The organism is Streptomyces roseofulvus, from assembly GCF_039534915.1.
GTDB classification, from domain to species: domain Bacteria; phylum Actinomycetota; class Actinomycetes; order Streptomycetales; family Streptomycetaceae; genus Streptomyces; species Streptomyces roseofulvus.
Genome location: NZ_BAAAWE010000001.1, coordinates 3376833 through 3401205, shown reverse-complemented (window position 1 = coordinate 3401205; position 24373 = coordinate 3376833). Strand labels below are relative to the sequence as shown.

General features: G+C 72.8%; 12 protein-coding genes. 10 read left to right on the top strand and 2 right to left on the bottom strand.

The window, feature by feature from the left end; all coding sequences use genetic code 11:
- Positions 1-121 precede the first annotated feature (121 nt).
- On the top strand, positions 122-10783 hold the full coding sequence (locus ABFY03_RS15525; RefSeq protein WP_346170142.1) for a LamG-like jellyroll fold domain-containing protein: 10662 nt from the start codon (positions 122-124) through the stop codon (positions 10781-10783).
- An 88-nt stretch (positions 10784-10871) separates the two neighbouring features.
- On the top strand, positions 10872-11888 hold the full coding sequence (locus ABFY03_RS15520; RefSeq protein WP_319007633.1) for a hypothetical protein: 1017 nt from the start codon (positions 10872-10874) through the stop codon (positions 11886-11888).
- 16 nt (positions 11889-11904) lie between these two features.
- On the opposite strand, the gene ABFY03_RS15515 is transcribed toward ABFY03_RS15520, so the two are convergent.
- A complete protein-coding gene (locus ABFY03_RS15515) occupies positions 11905-12621 on the bottom strand; it encodes an Rv1352/Rv1906c domain-containing protein (protein ID WP_346170141.1) in 717 nt (238 codons plus the stop codon).
- A 189-nt stretch (positions 12622-12810) separates the two neighbouring features.
- Between ABFY03_RS15515 and ABFY03_RS15510 the strand changes: the two genes are divergently transcribed.
- The 5 genes from ABFY03_RS15510 (at position 12811) to ABFY03_RS15490 (ending at position 19088) form a co-directional block, all read left to right on the top strand.
- A complete protein-coding gene (locus ABFY03_RS15510; protein ID WP_346170140.1) occupies positions 12811-14868 on the top strand; it encodes an N-6 DNA methylase in 2058 nt (685 codons plus the stop codon).
- Between the two features lie 80 nt (positions 14869-14948).
- Positions 14949-15566: a hypothetical protein gene (locus ABFY03_RS15505; protein ID WP_346170139.1), complete on the top strand. Its 618-nt coding sequence runs from the start codon at positions 14949-14951 to the stop codon at positions 15564-15566.
- Positions 15563-17128 (top strand): protein kinase domain-containing protein, encoded by a 1566-nt coding sequence (locus ABFY03_RS15500; protein WP_346170138.1) that lies wholly within the window; start codon positions 15563-15565, stop codon positions 17126-17128. Before ABFY03_RS15505 ends, ABFY03_RS15500 begins: the two co-directional genes overlap by 4 nt.
- A gap of 57 nt (positions 17129-17185) precedes the next feature.
- Positions 17186-17578 carry a VOC family protein gene (locus ABFY03_RS15495; protein WP_319007638.1) on the top strand — a complete coding sequence of 131 codons (393 nt, stop codon included), beginning with the start codon at positions 17186-17188 and terminating at the stop codon, positions 17576-17578.
- Positions 17579-17684: 106 nt separating this feature from the next.
- Positions 17685-19088: a collagen-binding domain-containing protein gene (locus ABFY03_RS15490; protein ID WP_346170137.1), complete on the top strand. Its 1404-nt coding sequence runs from the start codon at positions 17685-17687 to the stop codon at positions 19086-19088.
- On the opposite strand, the gene ABFY03_RS15485 is transcribed toward ABFY03_RS15490, so the two are convergent.
- Entirely contained in the window at positions 19013-21436 is a 2424-nt protein-coding gene (locus tag ABFY03_RS15485; RefSeq protein ID WP_346170136.1) for a YfhO family protein, read from the bottom strand. The two genes, ABFY03_RS15490 and ABFY03_RS15485, sit on opposite strands and share 76 nt — an antisense overlap.
- 126 nt (positions 21437-21562) lie before the next feature.
- Between ABFY03_RS15485 and ABFY03_RS15480 the strand changes: the two genes are divergently transcribed.
- The 3 genes from ABFY03_RS15480 to ABFY03_RS15470 all read left to right on the top strand — a co-directional run bounded on the left by ABFY03_RS15480 (position 21563) and on the right by ABFY03_RS15470 (position 24359).
- Positions 21563-22558 (top strand): glycosyltransferase family 2 protein, encoded by a 996-nt coding sequence (locus ABFY03_RS15480; protein ID WP_319007641.1) that lies wholly within the window; start codon positions 21563-21565, stop codon positions 22556-22558.
- Between the two features lie 122 nt (positions 22559-22680).
- Entirely contained in the window at positions 22681-23373 is a 693-nt protein-coding gene (locus ABFY03_RS15475) for a SurA N-terminal domain-containing protein (RefSeq protein WP_319007642.1), read from the top strand.
- A 26-nt stretch (positions 23374-23399) separates the two neighbouring features.
- Positions 23400-24359: a nucleoside triphosphate pyrophosphohydrolase gene (locus tag ABFY03_RS15470; protein WP_319007643.1), complete on the top strand. Its 960-nt coding sequence runs from the start codon at positions 23400-23402 to the stop codon at positions 24357-24359.
- Positions 24360-24373: the final 14 nt, after the last annotated feature.

Here is a 24373-nt window from a genome sequence, read left to right as displayed (position 1 = left end):
AAGTAAAGGCCGACCCATGAAGACACGCCGGGTCCGTGGCCCTCGCCTCTTCCCGCCAGGCCGAACTGGCAGAAGAAGGCTGAGGGCTACGGCTCTTTCCACGCTCATAGCGTTCTTCCTCATGCTCACGACCGAGACGGCGATGGCGAGCGGAGCCGTCCTCGAACCGGTGCGCATGCCCGAGCTCTCCCTCTCGGGCCTGTGGAAGTGGCTGAAGAGCGACGATCCCCTCGACACCCCCGACCAGCAGGGCGGCACCGCCCGCGGCAAGAGCCACAAGGCGTCCGCCGACGCCACCAGCGCCGAAGGCGGCGCCGGACGCAAGCCCGGCAAGGGCAAGGGCGAACTCGCGCCGTTCCAGCGCGAGACCGACGACCCCGCCGAGGTCCGCACCGGCAAGGCGCCGGGCGACGCCAAGAGCTTCGACGAGCGCACCAGCAAGCGGGACGCCAGGAAGTCGACGGCCACCTCGGACTACTACGTCAACGCCGACGGCTCCACCAGCGTCCGCCACTACACCGGCCGGACCAACTTCAAGGCCGCCGACGGCACCTGGAAGCCGATCGACACCAGCCTGACCGAGGACAAGGACGGCCGCCTCCAGCAGACGGCCAACTCCCTCGACGTCGAGTTCGCGCCGACCGCCGCCGACAAGGCCCTCGCCTCCGTCGACTTCGGCAAGGGCCGCACCCTGGCCTACGCCCTGCGGGACGCGGCGAAGAGCGCGCCCGTCGTCGACGAGAAGAACGGCACCGTCACCTACGCCGGCGTCCTCCCCGACACCGACGTGCAGCTCGTGCCGCTCGCCGAGGGCTTCAAGGAGAACGTCGTCCTGCGCTCCCCGCGGGCCGCGAACTCCTGGACCTTCCCGCTCGACGTGAAGGGCCTCACCCCGCGCGTCGCCGCCGACGGCGACGTCGAGTTCACCGACGCCGACGGGAAGGTCGCCGCGACCATCCCGCACGCGTACATGGAGGACTCCAAGGTCGACCCGCGCTCCGGCGACGCCGCCCAGTCGCGGAACGTCACCTACGAGCTCACCACCGTCGACGGCAAGCCGGCCCTGCGGATGACCGCCGACCGCGCCTGGCTCGACGACCCGGCGCGCGTCTACCCGGTGACCGTCGACCCGACCGTCACCGCGTCGAACTCGACGTACACGCAGAACACCATCGGCGGGGACCACTCCACCGAGACCCAGATCAAGGTCGGCTCGTACGACTCGGGCACCAACAAGGCCAACTCCTTCCTGCAGTTCAGCACCCTGGGCACCACGCTCGCCGGGCAGCGGGTCACCGCCGCCACCCTGAACGTGTACGCCCTGTGGTCCTCGACCTGCGCCGCCCAGTCGTTCTCGGTCCACCCGGTCACCCAGTCGTGGACGCCGTCCGGCGTCACGTCCTACCCCGGCCCGTCCTACGGCGCCGCGATCGGCTCGGCCACCCCGGCGCCCGGAGCCTCCTGCTCCAACAGCTCGGGCTCGGCGAGCGTCGGCGTCAAGATGCCGGTGACGCTGTCGACCACCTGGTTCAACAACGTCGCCGGAGGCGCGGCCAACTACGGCCTCGCGCTCACCGCGCCGACCAACGACATGCTCCACTGGAAGAAGTTCCACTCGGACAACTCGGCGACCGCCGGCTACCGTCCGGCGCTGGTCCTGACCTACACGGCGAACACGGCGCCGCAGATCAACGCCCAGTACCCGCCGGCCAACTTCCAGGCCAACACGCTCCAGCCGGAGCTGCTCGTCTACGCGAGCGACGCCGACAAAGGCCCCAACCCGCTCTCGTACACCTTCGAGGTCTACGACGACGCCGGCGCCCTGGTGGCGACCTCCGGCGCGATCGCCAAGGGCAGCTGGAAGGTGCCCGCGGGCAAGCTGAAGTGGTCGGAGAGCTACGACTGGTACGCGGAGGCCAGCGACGGCACCTCCGCCGTCGTCGAGGGCAGCCGCTTCACCACGGCCGTGCCGCAGCCGCCGGTCACCTCCGGCCTGTCGATGAACACCGACGGCCACGAGTTCGACCCCTCGGACGGCAACTACACGACCGAGGACACCGACGCCGACGTGCCGGTCATCGGCCCGTCGCTGGAGATCGACCGCTCCTACAACAGCCTCGACCCGCGCGTGGACTCCGCGTTCGGCGCCGGCTGGTCGACGATCGCCGACATGAAGGCCGTCGAGGTCAAGGACGGCAGCGGGGCGCTCACCAGCGTCGTCATCACCTACCCCGGTGGTGAGCAGGTCGCCTTCGGCCGCAACTCCGACGGCACCTTCGTGCCCCCGCTGGGCCGCTACGCCCGCCTCGCGGCGGTCACCGGCGGCTACGCGCTCACGGACAAGGACTTCACGGAGTACGCCTTCAAGCAGGCGACCGCGACGACCGGCACCTACGCGCTGAGCACCATCAAGGACTACGCGGGTCGCACGGAGACCTTCACCTACGACGCGAACAAGCGCCTGACGAAGATCACCAACGTCACGTCCAAGCGGAACCTGGGCCTCACCTGGTACCAGCCCGCCGGCGCGACCGCCTGGCACGTCCAGACCGTCTACACCGACCAGGCCACCGTCGGGGACGCGAACTCCGTCCAGACCTGGCAGTACACCTACACCGGTGACCAGCTCACCAAGGTGTGCCCGCCGGCCGACTGGTCGAAGTGCACCACGTACGCCTACGCGACCGGCAACCACTACCGCACCACGGTCCTGGACGCCGACCCGTTCGCGTACTGGCGGCTCGGCGAGACCACCGGCACGGTGGCGAAGGACGCCCTCGACGCCAACCAGGGCCAGTACAACGGCACGTACAAGAACGTGACGCTGGGCGGCACCGGCCCCCTCGCCGGCTCCACCCAGAAGGCCGCGACCTTCAACGGCACCACCTCGTACGTCGAGATGCCGGCCGCGCCGGGCGCCACGCCCTCGTACACGACGGTCTCGCTGTGGTTCAAGACGACCACCGCGGGCGGCGTGCTGTTCTACTACGGCGACAAGCCGCTCAGCGACCCCGACCCGGTCGCCAACACCACCAAGAACACCCCCGCGGTGTACGTCGGCATGGACGGCAAGCTCCGCGGCTGCCTGGCGATGTCGCCGGGCTGCATGACGACGATCACCTCCACGCCGACCGTCACCGACGGGCAGTGGCACAACGCCGTCCTGACCGGTGTCGCCAACGGGCAGACGCTGTACCTCGACGGCGCCGTCGTCGGCTCCCTGTCGGGCACGATCAACGACTGGGCGCAGCCCTACATCTCGCTCGGCGCCGGTGTGAACACCGACGGCTGGCCGTCGATGAACCCGAACGACAAGCTCGGGCACTTCAACGGGCAGATGGCCGAGGTGGCGATCTACTCCGAGCCGCTCTCGGCCGGCGTGATCTCCACGCAGTACCAGGCCGCCAAGCGGTCCGCCGGACTGCTCCAGAAGATCACCACGCCCAACCTGAAGACCCAGGCGTCGGTCGTCTACGACACCACCGACGACCGCGTCCTCCAGGCGACCGACGGCAACGGCGGCACCTGGAAGCTCAACCCGCCGACCATCACCGGCTCGTCCCAGGTCTACCGCTCCGCCGTCATGGGCTCCGCCCCGGCCGGCTACTGGCGCCTGGACGACACCGACGGCGCGGCGCAGGCCGCGAACCAGGTGAACACCGGGTTCGGCACGTACAACAACGTCATCCAGGGCGCGGAGGGCCCCTTCGGCCCCGGTGACGCGAGCGCGGCGACCTTCGACGGGGCGACCTCCTTCGCGGAGCTCCCGTACGGGCCGCTGCACGCCAAGGCCGACCGCTCGGTCGAGCTCTGGTTCAAGACCGCCGAACCCGGCGTGATCATGAGCGACCAGAGCGTCGCCCCGAACAACCCGGGCGGCGTCACCGGCAGCTGGAGCGACCTGCTCTACGTCGGCGCCGACGAGAAGCTGCACGGCCACTGGTGGTCGAGCACCTGCAACGGCAACGCCACCCTCGGCTCCACGGGCACCGTGACCGACGACAAGTGGCACCACGCCGTGCTGTCGGCCGCGGGCACCACCCAGACGCTGTACCTGGACGGCGTCAAGCAGGGCACCTGCACCGGAGCGCCGAACGACCAGACGACGTCCCGGACGTTCATCGGCGCCGGCTTCTCCAAGTGGTACAGCTCCCCGGGAGACGTCTCCTTCTTCACCGGCTCCCTCGCCGAGGTCGCGGTCCACGCCAAGGGCCTGACCGACGCGGACGTGGCGGCGCACTGGTCGGCCTACAAGGCGTCCTCCGGCATCGCCCCGGTCAAGACGGTCAAGCTGACCGACCCGACGGACAAGACCCTCACCTACGTGTACGACGCCGAGATGGGCAACCGCCTGCTCGCCGCGATCGACACCGAGGGCGCCCGCACCACCTACGGGTACGACACCGGCGGCTTCCTGCACACCGTCACGGACGCCAACGGCAACCGCTCGATCACCGGCCACGACGTGCGCGGCAACGCGGTCTCCCAGACCACCTGCCAGAACACCGCGGCCAACAAGTGCTCGACGGAGTACTTCACCTACTACCCGGACGCGACCACGGCCTTCCCGCCGATGGACCTGCGCAACGACCTGCTCCTCACCGAGCGCGACGGCCGTTCCTCGGGCCCGACGGACAACACGTACCTGACCAGCTACAGCTACGACACCGGCGGCAACCTGCTGTCGGTGACCACGCCCCCGGTGGCCGGGCACCCGAACGGCCGCACCGCGACGACCACCTACACCACCGCCACCACCCCGGCGGCGGAGGGCGGCACGGCGGTCGCGCCGGCGGGCCTGGTGGCCACCGTCACCACCGCGGGCGGCAAGAAGACCTCGTACAGCTACTTCGCCAACGGAGACCTGGCGGAGATCACCGACGCCAACGGCGCCAAGGTGCGGTACACGTACGACAACCTGGGCCGCCAGATCACGAAGACGGAGGTCAACGACGCCTTCCCGGCCGGCCTGACCACCTCGCAGACGTACGACAAGAACGACCAGGTCCTCACCGAGACGACGCCGAAGGTCACCAACCGGGTCACCGGAGCGGTCCACCAGGCGAAGACCACCACGGCCTACGACCCGGACGGCAACATCCTGTCGCAGTCGGTCGCGGACCTCACCGGCGGTGACACGGCCCGTGTCACGTCGATGACGTACGACGCCCACAACCAGCTGGCGAGCCGGACGGACCCGGGCGGCGACACCACGTCGTTCGAGTACGACGCCTACGGCAACAAGGTGAAGGAGACCGACCCCATGGGGACGGTCAACACCTACACCTTCGACGGCGAGCAGCGACCGCTCACGACCAACCTGCTGAACTACACCGGCGACCCGTACAGCCCCTCGCCGGCGACCACGCTCGTGCAGGAGTCCCGGGCCTACGACCCGGCCGGCCGACTCGCGTCCATCACGGACGCCATGGGCTGGGTGACCGCGTACACCTACACCGACGACGGCCTGTCGGCCACGGTGGTCCGCAAGGACCCCAAGTCCGGCAAGTCCTTCACGGAGCAGGCGAACACCTACGACGCCGCCGGCAACCTGATCGAGCAGATCACCAACGACGGCCAGACCCGCACCACCTTCACGGTGGACGCGGCCGACCGTACGACGTCCTCGGTCCTCGACCCGAACGGGCTCGGGCGTTCGACGAAGGTCTCGTACGACCCGGACGACAACGTGGTCTCGGAGACGGAGACCGACCCGGCGACCAACGACGTCTCCACGACGGACACCCGGTACGACAACCTGGGCAACGTCACCGGCACCACCGTCCACGACGGCACCACGGCCCCGGTGGCCCGCTACAAGCTGGACGAGACCACCGGCTTCGGCCTCGCGGACTCCTCCGGCGCCAACAACACCGGCAGCCACGGCACCGGCATGCACTGGAACACCGACCGGGGCGGCAGCGCCGTCTTCGACGGCAACGCCGAGTCGTGGGCGCAGACCACCGGCCCGGTGGTGAACACCAACGGCAGCTTCACGGTCTCCGCCTGGGTCAAGCTGGGCTCCACGACGGCCAACCGGACCTTCGTCGCGCAGGACGGCAAGGAGGCCTCCGGCTTCCAGCTGTACTACTCGACGGCCTACGGCTGGACCTTCAACCGGCACGCCACCGACACCTACGACCCGGCCATCGTGCGGGTCTCGTCGGGCACCGCCGCCGTCACCGCCAACACCTGGACCCACCTCGTCGGCGTCTACGACCAGGCGAGCGCCAAGCTGCGCCTGTACGTGAACGGCGTCGAGAGCGGCACGGCCGCCACCTTCGCCACCCCGTGGGAGGCCACCGGACCGCTCCAGCTCGGCCGCCGCTGGTACAAGGGCGCGTACGGCGAGAACCACCTCGGCGGCCTGGACGACGTCCAGGTGTACTCCGAGGCCCTCGCCCCGGCGCAGATCACGGCGCTCAAGGGCGGCACCCTGCCGGCCGCGGGCTCCTCGGTCCGCACCAGCACGTGGAAGCTGGACCAGCGAGGTCTGCCGACCTCGATGACGGACCCCGCGGGCAACGTCACCGACTACGGCTACGACGAGGCCGGCCAGCAGACCTCGGTCACCGAGCCGGCGGTCATGGCCGAACAGAACGGCGGGGCCGCGGTCTCGGTCCGTCCCGTCTCCATGACCGGCTACAACACCTTCGGCGAGCCGACGGAGACCTCGGACCCGCTCGGCAACGTGACGACGACGGCGTACGACGCCGAGGGCCAGGAGACCTCGACCACCTCGCCCGAGTACCTCGCGCCGGGCGCCACCGCCCCGATACGGGCCACGTCGTACAACGAGTACAACAAGCTCGGCCAGGTGACGGCGGAGGTCGACGCGCTCGGCAACCGCACCACCTACACCTACACGCAGCTCGGCGACCTGGCCTCGGTCACGGAGCCCGGCAGCGGCACGACGAGGTACACCTACGACACCAACGGCGACCAGCTCTCGGCCACCCGGCCGAACGGCGCCCGCGAGGAGACCACCTGGGACTACCTGGAGCGTCCGGTCAGCAGCACGCAGATCGTGCGCCAGCCGACGGCGCGGGCCTACACGTCCTTCAACGAGTACGACGCCCCGGGCGGTGAGCTGTCCCGGACGGTCTCCCCGACCGGCGTGACCCACTCGTACAAGTACGACGCGGTCGGCGAGGTCGTCGAGTCCACCGACGGCGCGGGGAACGTCTCGACGTTCACGTACAACGCGGACGGCGAGGTCCTCACCGCGAAGGACGCGGACGGCACCAGCACCCGGAACACATACGACGGCTTCGGGAACCTGGTCAAGACCGAGGACCTGGATGCGCAGGGCGCGGTCCTGCGCTTCAGCTCCAGCACGTACGACCGGGTCGGCAACGCCGTCTCGATGACCGACTACCGGGGACACACGAAGACCTTCACGTACGACGCCTCGGGGCTCGTCACGAAGCTCGTGGAGCCGGTCTCGGCCACCGAGTCGATCACCACGTCCTACGGCTACGACGCGGCCGGCAACCTGACCCGGTTCACGGACGGACGGGGCAACCCGTTCATCACCACGTACAACACGTGGGGCATGCCGGAGAAGACCGTCGAGCCCTCGACACCGACCCACCCGAACATCGAGGACCGCACGTTCACCGCGGTCTACGACGGGGGAGGCCGGGCGAAGGAGATGCGCTCGCCGGGCGGCGTGACCGTCTCCTACGAGTACGACGCGAAGAGCCGTCTGATCCGTCAGTCGGGTACGGGGGCCGAGGCGGAGACGCTCGACCACACGTACACCTATGACGACGACGACCAGATCACGTCGGTCGCGGGCGCCGGAACGGAGAAGAACACCTTCACCTACGACGACCGGGGTCTGCTGCTGACCGCCGCGGGTCCCTCGGGTTCGTCCTCCTTCGCCTGGAACGGCGACGCCGCGCTCACCCAGCGGACGGACGCGGCCGGCACGTCGACCTTCGGGTACGACACCGCAGGCCGGCTGAAGACCGTCGACGACGGGGCGACCGGCGCGAAGGCGACGTACACGTACAACAAGAACAACGACGTCACCGAGATCGACTACGGCACCGGCAAGGCGAAGCGGAGCTTCGGCTACGACTCGCTCCAGCGGCTCACCAGCGACAAGCTCACCTCGCCGTCCGGCAAGGTGCTCGCCTCGGTCGCCTACGGCTGGGACGCCAACGACAACGAGGTCTCCAAGACGACCACGGGGGTCACGGGCGCCTCGGTCAACACGTACACCTACGACTGGGCCGACCGCCTCACCTCCTGGAACAACGGAACGACCACCGAGGTCTACGGCTACGACGCGTCGGGCAACCGCACGCGCGTCGGCGGCGACACGTACACGTACGACGCCCGCAACCGGCTCACGTCCGACGGCCACAACACGTACACGTACACCGCGCGCGGCACGCTGAGCTCGGTGACGGACGACGCGGGCCAGACCAGCCAGGTGAAGGCGGACGCCTTCAACCGGGTGATCAAGGAGGGATCGCGCACCTACGCCTACGACGGGCTCGACCGTGTCCTGGAGGCGAAGGACGAGACCGGCGCGGCGATTCACACGTTCCAGTACAGCGGTGCCGGCAACGACGTGGCCTCGGACGGCGTCTCGTCCTACAGCCGCGACGCCTCCGGTTCCCTGGTCGGGGTCAAGACGGCGGTCTCGTCGGTGCTGGCCTTCACGGACCTGCACGACGACGTGGTGGCGCAGTACACCGCGGCCGGCGAGGCGCTCACCGGCTCGACCACCTACGGCCCCTTCGGCAAGGTGATCCAGTCGGCGGGCATGCTCGGCGCGCTGGGTTACCAGTCGGGCTGGACCGACCCGGAGACGGCCAAGGTCAACATGGCCGCGCGGTGGTACTCGCCGCAGACCGGCCAGTTCAACAGCCGTGACACCGAGGCCACCGGCGGCGTGCCGAACTCGATCAACGCCAACCGGTACGCCTACGCCAACGGCAACCCGCTGACGGGCGTCGACCCCACCGGCCACTGGTTCGAGTGGGCGAAGAAGGCCGTCAAGAAGGTCACCAAGAAGGTCAAGAAGACCGTCAAGTCCGCCTGGAAGAAGACGAAGGCCACGGTCAAGAAGGCCGCGAAGGTCGTCAAGCGGGCTGCCAAGGCGGTCAAGAAGGCCGTGAAGAAGGCGGTGAAGCGGGCGAAGAGGGCCGTCCGGAAGGCGGTCCGCTACGTCGCCGACAGCGTCAGAAAGGTCAAGAGATACGTCAAGAGGACGTACAAGCGTGTGAAACGAGCCGTCCACCGGGTCGTCAAGCACGTGAAGAGGGCGGTCCGTAAGGTCGCCAAGGCCGTCAAGCACGTCGCCAAGAAGGTGGTCAAGGCAGCCAAGAAGGTCGGCCGGGCCGTCAAGAAGGCGGCGAAGGCGACAGCCAACTTCGTCAAGCAACACGCCTCGACCATCGCCTCCGTGGCGACGGGCATCGCGGTCTTCGCCGGGTGCACGGCGATCACGGCCGGTGTCGGCGCGATCGGCTGCGCGGCCCTCGCGGGCGCGGCGGCCAACGGCGTCGGCTACATGATGGGCGACGGCCCGAAGACGCTCGGCGGCCTCGCCATGGCCGTCGGCATCGGCGCCGTGACCGGCGCCGTCGGTGGTGTGGCGGGCAGGCTGGCGGCGAACGCCGCGGGCAAGCTCGTCTCCGGCACCATCGGCAAGGTCATCAGCGGTGCGGCGGAGGGCGCGGCCGAAGGAGCCGCGACCGGCGCCGTCGAGTACGGCACCTCCTGCGTCCGCAGCGAAGAGGGCTGCAGCGTGGTCGGCGCGGCCAAGGCCACGGCGATCGGCGCGGGTATGGGCGGTGCCTTCGGCGCCGCCGCGTCGAAGGGCTCGGGCTGCCACAGCTTCACCGGCGGCACGCGCGTCGTCCTGGCGGGCGGTGGCACCAAGCTCATCAGCAAGGTGCAGAAGGGCGACAAGGTCCTCACCGCCGAGCCCGGCGAGAAGGGCCGCACGGCCAAGGAGGCCCACACGGTCTCCAAGGTCCACGTCACCACGCACGACCGTGACTACGTGGAGGTGAAGGTCGCGACGGCCGGCGGCGTGAAGACGCTGCAGACGACGGCCCTGCACCAGATCTACGACGCGACCACGAACACGTGGACCCGGGCGATGGACCTGAAGAAGGGTGATCGGCTCCAGACGGCCGACGGCTCCCGGGCCGAGGTCGTCAACACCCGGACGTACATCGACACCACGGTCACGTACGACCTGTCCGTCGACGGTCTCCACACGTACTACGTGGTGGCCGGCGACGCGGCGCTCCTGGTCCACAACTGCACCAACCCGAAGCTGAAGCAGGACCAGTACGCCTGGGACAACCAGGTCCGCTACCGCGGTCTGGACGACCTGGGCCGCCCGCAGGGCATCGACGCCCAGGTCACGCCCAACATGCTGGACAAGGGCTCCGAGGCCGGCAAGACCCGCACGCCGGGCTGGCGCGGCAACGGCACCCTGTACAACGAGGCCCGCGGGCACCTGCTCGCGGGACGTCTGGGCGGCGCGGGCAAGGGCAAGTACGCCCGCCGGAACCTGGTCACCCTGACCCAGGATCCGGTGAACAGTCCGCTCATGCGTGACCTCATCGAAGGCCCGATCTACGACGCCGTGAAGAAGGGCGAGGCCGTGCAGTACTCGGTCAAGCCCGTCTACGCCGGCGGAAACCCGATTCCGATCAGGCTGGAGTTCGAGGCCTTCGGCAACCGGGGCTTCCAGCTGAGCGGCTTCCTCGACAACCCGGCAGCCGGGGTGAGGACGCCGGTCAGGAGATGAGAGGGACGGTGAGTTAGCACACCGCGAGAAGGTCTGGGCGCAACGGGCGGGATAGCCTGTTGCGCCCAGGCTGTTTCGAGGGAGCCGCATGACCCGCACCACCCCACCCCGTCCGGTCGACGCCGAGGCGTTGTTCCCGGAGCTCGCGGCGTACCGCGGGCGTACGACCCGGCTGCACCCCCGGCCGGGGACCCCGACCGTGGGAGAGTCCTCGGTCGGCGGCCCCTTCCTGTGGCCGGCGGACGAACCGTGGCCGGTGTGTGTCGAGCCGCACCGGCGCCGCTACGGCGACCGCACGCAGGACGTGCGGACGGAGCGGCGGATCCTCGCGGAGGCGTGGGCCCGGACCCCCGCCCCGGGAGCCATGCCGGGGCCGACGCCCGAGGAGGGCGAGATCCTGAGCTCCTTCAAGCGTGGGCGCCACGCGCCGTGGCTGGAGGACACCGACCCCATCCCTCTGCTGGCCGTCGCGCAGCTGTACGCGCGGGACGTGCCGGGGCTCGGGACCCCCGCGGGCCAGGACCTGCTCCAGCTGCTGTGGTGTCCCTTCGACGCCCATCACGGGCGTCACGAGCCCGCCGTGGTGCTGCGCCGGCGCCGGTCGGCCGATGTCACGGACGCGCTCGCCGAGCAGCCGGAGCCGGTGGTCGTCGGTGCGAAGGGGTACGTTCCCTCGCCCTGTGTCCTGGATCCCGAGATCGTCACCGAGCACCAGGACCTCGCCCTGCTGCCCGACGAGCTCCAGCAGCGCATCCTGGACTGGGAGGGCGACGAGGAGGAGCAGGACGAGGACTCCGTGCTGTACCACTCCGACCTCTCCGTCGCGCCGGGCTGGAAGGTCGGTGGCTTCGCGGCCTGGAACGCGGGGGACCCGACGCTGCCCGGCTGCGACTGCGGGCCCATGGAACTGCTGCTCACGGTCGCGAGTCACGAGTGGGACAACGGCAGCCGCAGCTGGATCCCCCTGGAGGACCTGGCCGGGGCCGACGCGATGGACGCGAGCGTCCCCACCCAGGTGACCGTGGGCCGCTGGGGCTCGCTCCTCGTCTACACCTGCCCGACCGCCGACCCGGCGCACCCGCCCCGCTTCGTCTTCCAGGGCTGATCCGCTCGGCGACCCGTCAGCCCGTCTTCGTCCAGTCCGCGCAGCCCGCCGTCTTGAAGTAGGCGTCCTTCGCGGTGATCTTGACGACCGCGGTGCCCGTCACGTTGTCGTTGGCGAGGATCGAGTCGACGCCGTGGCTCGCGTCCTTCGAGCGCTCCCAGTAGCACTCGGCGTCCTTGTTGCCCGTCGACTTGTAGGTGCCGGGGGCGATGTCGACGCCGACCTTGAGCGTGCCGGCGGAGCCCTTGACGGTGGTGCCGGAGGGGGTGCCGGCGGCCTTGGGGTCGACGGCCTCCCAGGTGCCGCAGCTCGTGGACGTGAAGAGCTTGTCGGAGCTCTTGATCTCCACGTAGGCCGTGCCCGTCACGTTGTCGTTCGCGAGGATCGAGTCGACCTCGCCGCTCGCGTCCTTGGCGCGCTCCCAGTAGCACTCGGCGTCCTTGTTGCCCGTCGAGCGGTAGAGGCCGGGCTTCACGTCCGAGCCGACCTCGAAGTCGCCGTCGCCGTCGATGGTGACGGCCTTCGGCTTCTCCGGGGCCTTGGAGGCGGTGGCGCCGGAGTCCTTCGAGCCGGAGGCGGCCGGGGCGGAGGACTTCGCCTCGGGCGTCTTCGCGTCCTCGCCGCCTCCGCCCATCGCCGCGCCGATGGCGACGACGACCACGATCGCGCCGGCCGCGGTCAGGACCTTGTGGCGGGCGAACCAGTTGCGCTGCTGCGTCTGCGACTTCGACATGGCTGTGAACACCTTTCAGGTGTCGAGGGGATTCCTTGTGGACTCCGTGCTTCGATGACGTAATCACAGCAGAGCTTGTGAACCGAGTCAACCGTGTTCACGAACTTCGACTCGACTCACATCGTGAACGGGGTTCGTCGGTATGCTCGCTGTGCTCGGAGTTCCCCACACAACGGACGGAGGGTGCAGGTGCCCGAGGACAGCGCTACAGAGGTCACCGCCGCCGGCATCGCCCGGCTCGCGGGCGTCGGCAGGGCCGCCGTCAGCAACTGGCGCCGCCGCCACGCCGACTTCCCCAAGCCCGTGGGCGGCACCGAGACCAGCCCCTCCTTCTCCCTCGCCGCGGTCGAGCAGTGGCTCCGCGAGCAGGGCAAGCTCGCCGAGGTCCCGCTCCGCGAGCGCGTCTGGCAGCAGCTCGCCGGCCACCCCGCCGGCACGGTCGCCGGCCTCGTCCACACCGGCGGCGTCCTGCTCCTGCTGCGCGAGCGGCCCCCCGCCCTCGCCGCGCTCGCCGCCCTCCCCGACCCCCGCTTCACCGAGGCCCTGCCCGCCGCCCTCGACGAGGTCCTCACCGTCCGCTTCGGTCTCCCCCGGGCCGTCGCCACCCCCACCGCCGCCGAACTCGCGCCCGGCGCCGCCCTGCTGCGCGCCGCCGTCGAGCTCGCGGGCGAACTCGGCGGGCCCCGCCAGTGCTTCGAGTTCCTCCTCGGCCGCCACCTCGACGCCAACCCCCGGCAGTACACGCTCACCCCGCCGCCGCTCGCCGAGCTGATGGCCACCCTCGCCGCCGCCGCGACCGCCGACGCCGGCGACCCGCCCGCGACCGTCTTCCTCGACCCGGCCTCCGGCACCGGCGGCCTGCTCCGCGCCGCAGCCCGCCCGGCCGAGCTCGCCGTGCAGGACGCCGATCCCGAGCTGGCCGCCCTCTCCGCCCTCCGCCTCGCCCTCCACAGCGACGCCGCCATCCGCTCCGCCGCCGGCGACACCCTCCGCGCCGACGCCTTCCCCGCGCTGCGCGCCGACACCGTCCTCACCCACCCGCCGTTCAACGAGCGCGCCTGGGGCCACGACGAACTCGCCTACGACCCCCGCTGGGAGTACGGCTTCCCCGCCCGCACCGAGTCCGAGCTCGCCTGGGTCCAGCACGCCCTCGCCCGGCTCCGCGACGGCGGCACCGCCGTCCTCCTCATGCCCCCCGCCGTCGCCTCCCGCCGCTCCGGCCGCCGCATCCGCGCCGACCTGCTGCGCCGCGGCGCCCTGCGGGCCGTCGTCGCCCTCCCGGCCGGCGCCGCGCCCCCGTACGGCATCCCGCTCCACCTCTGGGTCCTGGTCCGCCCCGCCGCCGACCGCCGCCCGCCGGCCGAGACCCTCTTCGTCGACACCGCCGGGCTCGTCCCCGACGCGGGCCGCGACAAGCTGCCGTGGACGGCCCTGCAGAACGCGGTCCTCGACGCCTGGGCGGGCCGCGCAGCCGACGACACCCTGGCCCGCGCCGTCCCGGTCATCGACCTCCTCGACGACGAGGTCGACCTGGCCCCCGCCCGCTACCTCACCGCCCCCGCCGCCGGCGGCTCCGCCGCCGAACTCGCCGCCGTCCGCGAGCGCCTGGACGCCACCCTGGTCCGCACCCGCGCCCTCGCCCCGACCCCCGAACCGTCCCGCCCCGCGCCGCGCCCGCTCACCACCGTCGGCGAACTGGCCCGCACCGGCGCCCTCCAGCTCCGCACCGGCGGCCAGGGCACCGCCGTCGCCGGCCGCGAGGTCCCCGTCCTCACCGAGCACGACGTCCTCACCGGAGCCGCCCCCTCCGGCACCCTCCCCGAGGCCGCCGACGGGCAGACCGAGGACCCGGTCCTCGTCCGCGAGGGCGACGTCGTGGTGCCCGTCCTCGGCGGCGGCCCCGCCGCCCGCGTCGTCGACGCCGCCACCGCCGGCGCCGCCCTCGGCCGCAGCCTCCAGCTGCTCCGCCCCGACCCCGACGCCCTCGACCCCTGGTTCCTCGCCGGCTTCCTGCGCGGCACCGCCAACAACCGGCAGGCCAGCAGCTTCGCCTCGACCGCCACCCGGCTCGACGTCCGCCGCCTCCAGCTGCCCCGGCTGCCGCTCGCGGACCAGCGCCGGCACGGCGTCCAGTACCGCGCCCTCGCCGACTTCGAGGAGGCCCTGCGGCTCGCCGCGCGGCTGGGCGAACAGCTGGTCCAGGGCCTCTACGACGGCCTCGCCGACGGGAGCGTCCGGTCCGACTGACGGCCCCCGCCCGGGCGGGTGACGGCCCCCGCCCGGTCCCTTACCCTCGAAGCCTGATCAGCTTCCTGGGGGGAACACGCATGTACGGACCGTCGCCCGCTCCCGCGCCGAGACCGGGCGGTTCGTCCGCCGGCGCCATCGCCGTCCGCGTGCTCCTCACCGTCCTCGTCGTCGTCTCCCTCGGCTTCCTCGCCTGGGTCGCGATGCTCCGGATCGCGATCATGCGCCGTACGGGACGGGACTGGGCCCTCTTCTGGGCCCAGCTCGTCCTCAACGTCGCGTGCGTGGTCCCGCTGGAACAGCGCTTCGCCGGCACGTGGATGAACACCGCGGGCATGATCGTGCTGCTCGTCCAGATGGCCGCGGTGGTCTGCTACTACCTCATCGTCGACACCCGCCACCACCACGCCCCGGCCCCGGCCCTGCCCCCGGTCCCGCAGACGCACGCGCCCGCGCCCGTACCCGGGTACGGCTACGGGTACCCGGCCGTCCACCCCGGCACGGCGACCACGGTGCCGAGCCCGCACCCGGTCCCCGCGCCGAACCCGTACGCCCAGCAGCCGCAGCAGCCCCACCCGTACGCGCCGGCCGCGCCGCCCCCGGCCGCCCCCGCCGCCCCGCCCTCCCCCCGCATCGACCAGGTCCGCGCCGAACTCGACGAGCTCAGCGACCTCCTCCGCCGGGAAGGGGAGAAGTGAACGGCCGTGTCGTCGGCGGGCGGTACGAGCTCGCCACCGTCATCGGCCAGGGCGGCATGGGCCAGGTGTGGACCGCGTACGACACCCGGCTCGACCGCCGGGTCGCCGTGAAGCTCCTCAGCCCCGCCGCCCTCACCGGCCCCGCCACCGCCGCCGACGAACTGCGCCGCCGCTTCGTCCGCGAGTGCCGGGTCACCGCCCACGTCGACCACCCCGGCCTGGTCACCGTCCACGACGCCGGCAGCGACGGCGACGACCTGTACCTCGTCATGCAGTACGTCGACGGCGCCGACCTCGCCGACCACCTCGCCGAACACGACCCCTACCCGTGGGAGTGGGCCGTCTGCGTCGCCGCCCAGCTCTGCGCGGTGCTCGCCGCCGTCCACGCGGTGCCGATCGTCCACCGCGACCTCAAGCCGCGGAACGTGATGGTCCGCCCCGACGGCACCGTCACCGTCCTCGACCTCGGCGTCGCCTCCGTCCTGGACTCCGACACCACCCGCCTCACCCACACCGGCGAACCCATCGGCAGCCCCGCCTACATGGCGCCCGAACAGGCCATGGGCGGCGCCGTCGGCCCCCGGACCGACCTGTACGCGCTCGGCATCCTGCTCCACGAACTGCTCTCCGGGAACGTGCCGTTCGCCGGCTCCACCGCCCTCGGCGTCCTCCACCGCCACCTCTACGAGCCGCCCCTCCCGCTCCGCCAGGTCCGCCCCGAGGTCCCCGACGCCCTGGAGGCCCTCGTCCTCCGCCTGCTCGCCAAGGACCCGGCCGCCCGCCCCTCCGGCGCCCACGAGGTGTACGAGGCGCTGCTGCCGCTGCTCCCCGCGCGCGGCACCCCGTCCGGCCCGATGGACCCCACCCGCCCGTTCCTCCGCCCGCACGCCCCCTGGCCCGCCGCGCCCCGCCCGGCCGCCCCGGCCGCACCCGCCCCGGCACCCGTCACGGACCCCCGGGTCGCCGTCCCCGCCCATCCCCCGGCCCCGGCCCAGCCCCCCGCCCAGGCCGCTCCCCGGGGCGCGGACGTGGCGGGCACGGTGGAGGAGGTGAAGCGGCTCCTCGGCGAGGGCGCCCTCACCCAGGCCGTCGACCTGCTCGGCGGGATCCTCCCGGCCGCCGCCGCCGCGCACGGCGAGGGGTCCCCGGTCGTCCGGATCCTGCGCAAGCAGTACGCCTCCACCCTCCTCGACGACGGGCAGTACCGGCGCGCCCTGCCCGAGCTGCGCCGGCTCTCCGCCGACGACCCGGGCAACGCCCAGTTCCGCTACGACATCGCGCTCTGCCTGGAACAGCTCGGCGAGACCGCCGAGGCACTCGCCGCCTTCCGCGCCGTCCTCCCCGCCTTCGAGCAGGGGCCCGGCCAGGACCCCGGCCGCGCCTTCGACGTCCGGCGCCGCACCGGGCTCCTGCTGGTCGCGACCGGACAGCACGAGGAGGGCCAGGCGGAGCTGCACCGGCTCCTGCTCGACACCGAGCGGCTGTACGGGCCCTACCACCCGCCGGCGGCGGAGCTGCGGCGCGCCCTGGAGCACCAGCGCCAACTGGGGCGCCGCGTCTGACGACTTCGGCCGATATGCGGTGGTCGGGGGCGGAAAGGATCACGTACGGTCGGGAGGGTGACACTTCCTCAGGTCCAGCTCAACCACACCGTCATCCACTCCTCCGACCGCTCCGCCTCCGCCCGTTTCCTCGCCGGGATCCTCGGCCTGGAGGTGGGCGCCCCCTTCGGCCCCTTCCTCCCCGTCGACCTCGCCAACGGCGTGACGCTCGACTTCTACCAGGCGCCCGAAGGGCCCATCCAGGGCCAGCACTACGCCTTCCTCGTCCGGGACGAGGACTTCGACCCGATGATCGACCGCCTGGAGGCGGCCGGGGTCACCTACTTCGCGGACCCGGGCCACACCCGGCCGCACGAGGTGAACAGCCTCTTCGGCGGCCGGGGCGCGTACTTCGACGACCCGGACGGCCACAACATGGAGATCATGACGGTCCCGTACCAGCGCCCGTAGCGGTCCCGGCGGGGCGGGGCCGGTCCGTACGCTGCGCTACTGCATTCGACGGCAGGGGTGGGCGTGTCACGGGGGCCGGGTCACGGGCACGGCGCAATCTGCTCATATGAAGAAGTCGTACCCGCTCCTCGGGATCGCCGCCTGCACCGTCGCCGCCACGCTGGCCACGGGAGTCCGCCCCGCCGCCGCCGCGACCGTCGACGTCGGCAACCCCGTCGCCGGCAACCACGGCTTCGGCGTCGTCGTCGAGACCGACGCGCTCCTCGGCTCCACGGAGTCCGAGGGGCCCGTCGCGATCGGCGGCGACCTCTCCTACGGCGCCGGCTACAACGTCTCCCTGCACACCCCCGGCACCTTCAGGGCCGACGGCGACGCGCAGCCCACCGCGCTGCTCGTCGGCGGCCGGATCGACTACGGCGCCGCCAGCCCCGTCGGGGTCCTCAAGGTGCTCCAGAACGGCTACGTGAAGGTCGGCGACCTCACCGGCAGCGAGGTCGTCACCAAGGACGCCAACAACGCCACCGTGAAGACCCAGGTCGTCGCCGCGGGCCAGGGCCACGGCTCCACCCCGCGCATCGAGCTCACCGTCGAGCAGCCGGCCCTCTCCGTCGGCCCCCACCCCGGCCTCATGGACTTCACCGGCCTCTTCGCCGCCTACCGGGACCGCGCCGACGCGCTCGCCTCCTGCGCCGCCACCGTCGAGCTCCAGGACCCCGGCCGCATCACCCTGGACGACGGGCGCACCAACGTCCTCCGCCTGACCGGCGAGGAGCTGAACGCGCTGTCCGAACTGACCTTCCTCGACCGTCCGACGGCCCGGAGCCCCCTCGTCATCGACGTCGACACCCGCGCGAGCGGCTCGGTCTTCACCTGGGACGTCCCCAACATGGCGGGGGTCAGCGGCGCGGACGCGCCGTACATCCTGTGGAACTTCTCCGACGCGACGGCCCTCACGATCGCCACCGGGGACTCGGTCGAGGGCACGGTCTACGCCCCCCGCGCCCACGTCACCGACCTCGACCCCGCGAACATCGAGGGCGACGTCGTCGCCAAGGCCCTCACGGCCGGACCGCTGGAGGCGACCCGCGCCGCCGACGTCAACGCCGGCGAGATCCACTTCTTCCCCTTCGCGGCCGACCTGAGCTGCGAGGGGGGCACCTCTCCCACCCCCGACCCGAGCCCGTCCACGAGCGAACCGGCCCCCGAGCCGACGGACGAGCCGACGGACCGGCCCACGGACGAACCGTCCCCGGAGCCGTCCACCACGGAGCCGACCGACGAGCCGACCGAAGAGCCGACCGTCGAGCCCTCCGTCGAGCCCTCCGTCGAGCCCACCGACGGGCCCACGACCGAGCCCGCCCCCGAGCCGTCCACCACCGAGCCCGGCGGCTACGGCGACGACGAGCTGGCCGAGAGCGGTCCCGGTCTGCCCGCCTACGCCGCCGCCGCGCTCGCCGTGCTCTCCGCGGCCGCCGGAGTCCTGCTCGTCCGCAGGGCCCGCCGCCGCTGATTCCGCCGGACCCCCAGGAGCAGCACCGCCATCGCCACCACCGCGCCTCCCGCCACCGCGAGGCCGGGCAGCAGCCCCGGCGGGCGGAAGGAGCAGCTCAGGGAGGTCGCGCCGGTGACCGGGACGGCGAGGAGACCGGCGTACGGCTCCACCGCCCGGCCCCCGCAGCTCCAGCCGGGGATCGCGGGGGCGGCGACCACCGCCGTGCCGGTCACGGGGTGCGGGAAGCGGGCCGTGAGGCCGGTCGCGGTGGGGGTGACGGCGACGGCCGCCGAGGGCCGCAGCGCGTCCACGGCGGTCCGCAGCCGCGCCCGGTCCAGGCAGCCGGTCTCCGCCGGGCCCCGCCCGGCCGGGACCTCCGGGCGGACGCCGGGGACGGTCTGGACGCCCAGGGAGGTCATCGCGGCCCGCCGCTTGGGGCCGCCGCCGAGGAGCCGCACCGGGGCGCCGGCGCCGAGCCGGGCCTCGCCGGTGCGCTCCGGCGCCCAGAGGAAGACCTCCGTACCGGGCGGGCAGGCGCCGGCGGCGGACGGGGCGGTGTACACCCGGGCGCCCAGGAGGAGTTCCTGGTTGCGGAAGGGGGACGGGCCGAGGGCGGGCGCGGGTCCCGGCGGCCGTACCGTCACGAGCGGCAGCCGCGTCGCCGTCCGGACGACCTCGCCGTCCCGCCATCGGGCGCCGACCGCGAAGAGGGCGTCCGTCACCGGGTTGTCGAGGCTCTGCAGGTTGCGGCCGCGCGAGGTCCAGCCGCCGCCGAGGGCGGTGAGCAGTCCGGTGAGGACGGCGGGGGTGTGGCTGCTGTAGGAGGCGGCGCCCTGGCCGCCGAGGAGCAGCGGGTCGTTGCCGGCGACCCGGGGGAGGCCCGGGTCGGTGCGGTACGCGGGCCAGCCGTCGGCCGCCGCCAGGGCCGCCGCCCGGCGCCGCTGCTCCGGGCCGTACGGCGGGTAGTCGTCGAGGTGCGCCAGGCGCTTGCGGTCCGCGTACGCGGTCGTCGCGGCGGCCTGGCCGAGCAGCGTGCCGGTGACGAGCAGCGCGGCGAGGAGGGCGTACCGGGGGCGGCGGGGGAGCGCGAGGGCGCCCGCCGCGGCGGCGAGCCCGGCGACGCCGAGGAGCAGCGCGGGCCGGGTGGCGAGGTCGCTGGGGAGGGCGCCGGCCGTCAGCGCGAGGACCACGGCGCCGCCTCCGGCGAGGGCCCGCGGGCCGGGCAGGCCGCGGGCGAGACCGGTGTGGGCGGCGACGACGAGCAGGCCGGAGAGGACGAAGGTCTGGCGGTACGGGCTGCCGTTCGGCGTGGCGAAGAGGTGCCACACCAGGTGCGTCGGGCCCCACTGGAGGGAGAGCGCCGTGCCGAGGACGAGGCCGGTCCACACCCACCGCTCCCGGCCCGGCACGTCCCGCCGGAAGGCGAGCGTCGCCGCGAGCAGCAGCACCGGGGCGGCGACGAACGCGGCCGGGGTGGCGAAGCCGTACGTGCCCGGCAGCAGCCGGGCCAGCGCGTCGGCCGCGCCCGCCGCCTCGAAGTTCCGGACGACGCCCGGGTGCGCCTGCCGGGTCGACAGCAGGACGGGCACGAGCACGGGCGCGGCGAGGCCGACTCCGAGCACCGTGGACACGGTCGCCCGCAGCAGCGCGCGCGGCCGGAAGGGGCCGGTGGCGGCCAGGCGGGCGAGGAGGAAGAGGGCCGCCCCGAGGGTCGCCATGTAGGCCGTGTAGAAGTTCGCCGTCCAGCAGACCGCCACGGTCAGCACGGACAGCAGCGGGCGGACACCCTCGCGGGCCCACTCGGCCACCAGGCACAGCAGCGGGAAGGCGATCAGGCCGTCCAGCCACATCGGGTTGTACGTGCCCTCCACCACCGACCAGCCGCACAGGGCGTACCCGGCGCCGAGCACCGCCGGCCACCACGGGGCGGGGACGGTGGAGAGCCGGCGCAGCAGGAACGCGGTCGCGGCGGCCGCGAGGGCCGTCTTCAGGACGGTGAGGGCGTAGACGGCGTACTCGACGTCCGCGCGCGGGGCCAGCGCGACGAGGGGCGCCAGCGGGCTCGACAGGTAGGTGCCGTGGTCCGGGAGGAAGCTCGTGCCCCAGCCCGCCTGCCAGTTCAGCAGGAGCCCGCCGTCGGCGCGCCCGTGCAGCAGGTCCCACAGGTGGGCGTGGAAGGGGACGAACTGGTTCGCCAGGTCGTTCACCGACCGGTGGCGCGGGCCGAAGGGGAAGACCCGGGCCGCCGCGTCCCCGGCGCAGACGGCGACGGCGGCGAGGAGCCCGGCCAGGGCGGAGGCGGCGGCCGTCGCGCGGCGCGGGGCGGAGGGCGTCCCGGAGGACGTGGTGCGCAGGGGAGTTCGCATGGCGGGTCGAATATCGCAGCGCCGGAGGGGTGCGGGACGGCCCCCGCGGGGCAGTTCACGCAATGGTCTTCTCGGCGTCACCCCGGCGGGGCGGGCGGGTCACCGGCCTGCCTTTGGGTGTCCGGTGTGCTGCTCTCTCTCGTCGTCCCCTGCTTCAACGAGGAGGACGTCCTCGCCCGCTTCCACTCCCATGTGACGAAGGAACTCGACGCCCTGGAGGGCGACTTCGAGATCGTCTACGTGGACGACGGAAGCCGGGACCGGACCCTTCCGATCCTGCGGGACCTCGCCGCCGCCGACCCCGCCCGGGTCCGCTTCGTCTCCTTCAGCCGCAACTTCGGCAAGGAGGCCGCCATGCTGGCCGGGCTCCGGCACGCGGCGGGCGACGCCGTCGTCATCATGGACGCGGACCTCCAGCACCCGCCGGAGCTGGTGCACCGGATGGTCGCGCTGCACGCCGAGGGGTACGACCAGGTGGTCGCCCGCCGCACCCGCGAGGGCGACCGGGTCACCCGCACCCTCACCGCCCGCGTCTACTACTGGGCGATCAACCGGCTCGTCGACGTCGAACTCGTCGACGGCGTGGGCGACTTCCGGCTGCTGTCCCGGCGCACGGTCGACGCGATCCTCGGCCTGGGGGAGTACAACCGCTTCTCGAAGGGCCTGTTCTCCTGGGTCGGTTTCCGGACCACGACCTTCGCCTACGAGAACGCGGTGCGCGAGGAGGGCCGGTCCAAGTGGACCTTCGGCAAGCTCCTCAACTACGGCCTCGACGGCCTGCTGTCCTTCAACAACAAGCCGCTGCGCGCCGCCGTCTACCTCGGCCTGCTGCTGGTCTCGCTCGCCCTCGCCTACGCCGGCTGGATCGTCGCCGACGCCCTCGCCCACGGCGTCGACACGCCCGGCTACGTCACGCTCCTGGTCGCCGTCACCGCCCTCGCCGGCGTCCAGATGGTCATGGTCGGCCTGATCGGCGAGTACGTCGGCCGCATCTACTACGAGGTGAAGCGCAGGCCCCACTACCTGGTGGCCGAGACGCACGCGGGCCGCGAGAAGGAGGGGGCCCGGGCCGACACCCGGGCGGCGGGTGCCTCGTTGTGGGAGACGGTCGTCCGGAAGTGACCCCCGTTCCGCGGTGACGCGCAAGTTGTCGCTGCGAAGGAGTGGCTACGGCCTCGGCGACTCCCTACCATCGATCACCGCAAGGTCGTCCAACTGACGCACGACCAGCCCGGGAGGCTCCTTTGCACCGCCGCGACCGCCGCCACGCCAGCCCCGCACGCCGCCGCACCGCGCTTGCCCTCTCCGCCGCGCTCCTCGCCGCGGCCCCGCTGCTCACCGCGTGCGGCGGCGAGGCCCATCCAGGGGCGGCGGCCGTCGTCGGGGGCGAGCGGATCGACGTCTCCAGCCTCCAGGCCGAGGTGAAGGCGGCCCGCGACGCCCAGGCGGCGTCCCCGCAGTCCGCCCAGCTGATCGCCGCCACCGGCGACCTCGGCCGGCAGAAGCTCAACGGCATGATCTTCGACCGGATCCTCGGCAAGGTCGCCGCCGACCAGGGCGTCACCGCCAGCCGCGCCGAACTCCAGGAGACCCGCGAGGCGTTCGTCCGCGAGAACGGCGGCGAGGAGGGCCTGGAGGCCGTCCTGCTCCAGCAGCAGGGCGTCGCCCCGGGCCAGGTCGGCGACGTCGTCCGGCGCAACGTCCTCATGACGAAGATCATCGAGAAGCTGGGGATCACCGAGACCCCCGAGGGCCAGCAGAAGCTCCAGGAGCTGTTCGCGAACGCGTCGAAGTCCCTCGACATCGACGTGAACCCGCGCTACGGCGCCTGGGACGACACCAAGGTCCAGCTCGACACCGGCGCCGACACCGCCCCCTGGCTGGTCCAGGTCACCCGGGGGCAGGGCGCCGCCGGGGCGGAGCAGCTTCCGGGCTGACCCCGCTCCCGGGGTAGGTTCGAAGGGTGACTTCCGAGAACCCCGGCCGCGTCGTCCTGCTCACCGCCAGCCACCGGGTGGCGCCCGGACTGCTGTCCTGGCCCGCCTGGGAGGCGCTGCGCGGCGCCGACCGGGTCCTCTGCCCCGACGAGCACCACCCCCAGCTGCCCTACCTGCGGGAGGCGGGCGTCGCCGTCGAGCACCTCCGCCCCACCGCGGAGGAGCTGGTCGCCGCCTGCGCCGGAGGCCGTACCGTCCTGGTCCTGCCCTCCGGCGAGGGCGACCGGGGCCTCACCGACGGGCTCGCGCGACTGGCCGGCTCCGGCCGGGTCGCCATGCCCGACCTGGAGCTGCTGCCCGGCTCGTACGACCTGCCGGGCGCCCGCCTCCTCGACCTCGTCCAGGTCATGGACGTCATCCGGCGCCGGTGCCCCTGGTCCTCGCTGCAGACGCACCAGGGCCTCGCCAAGTACGCCATCGAGGAGGCGTACGAGCTGGTCGAGGCGATCGAGGCCGGCGACCGGCACGAGCTGCGCGAGGAGCTGGGGGACGTCCTCCTCCAGGTCGTCTTCCACGCGCGGATCGCCGAGGAGGACGCCGAGGAGCCGTTCTCCGTCGACGACGTGGCCGGCACGCTGGTCGAGAAGCTGATCCAGCGCCACCCGCACATCTTCGGCGACGAGACCGCCGAGACCCCCGAGGACGTCCGCGCCCACTGGCTGGCCGCCAAGGCCGTCGAGAAGGGCCGGGAGTCCGTGACCGACGGGGTGCCGGTCGGGCAGCCGGGGCTGGCGCTCGCCGCGAAGCTCGCGAGCCGGGTCCGCACGGCGGGCCTCGACGTGCCGCTCCCGGAGGGCGCCGGCATCGGCTACGAGCTGCTGGCCCTCGCGGCCCGCGCGGAGGCCGACGGCGTCGACCCGGAGGCGGCGCTGCGGGCGGCGGCCCGGGCCTACCGGGACGCGATCCGGGCGGCCGAAGGGCTGTGAGGGCCCGCGACGGC

Bases quoted from the DNA above. Each gene is read 5' to 3' on its own strand.
- ABFY03_RS15520 (WP_319007633.1), top strand. From the start codon at position 10,872: ATGACCCGCACCACCCCACCCCGTCCGGTCGACGCCGAGGCGTTGTTC.
- ABFY03_RS15485 (WP_346170136.1), bottom strand. From the start codon at position 21,436: ATGCGAACTCCCCTGCGCACCACGTCCTCCGGGACGCCCTCCGCCCCG.
- ABFY03_RS15490 (WP_346170137.1), top strand. From the start codon at position 17,685: ATGAAGAAGTCGTACCCGCTCCTCGGGATCGCCGCCTGCACCGTCGCC.
- ABFY03_RS15515 (WP_346170141.1), bottom strand. From the start codon at position 12,621: ATGTCGAAGTCGCAGACGCAGCAGCGCAACTGGTTCGCCCGCCACAAG.
- ABFY03_RS15525 (WP_346170142.1), top strand. From the start codon at position 122: ATGCTCACGACCGAGACGGCGATGGCGAGCGGAGCCGTCCTCGAACCG.
- ABFY03_RS15505 (WP_346170139.1), top strand. From the start codon at position 14,949: ATGTACGGACCGTCGCCCGCTCCCGCGCCGAGACCGGGCGGTTCGTCC.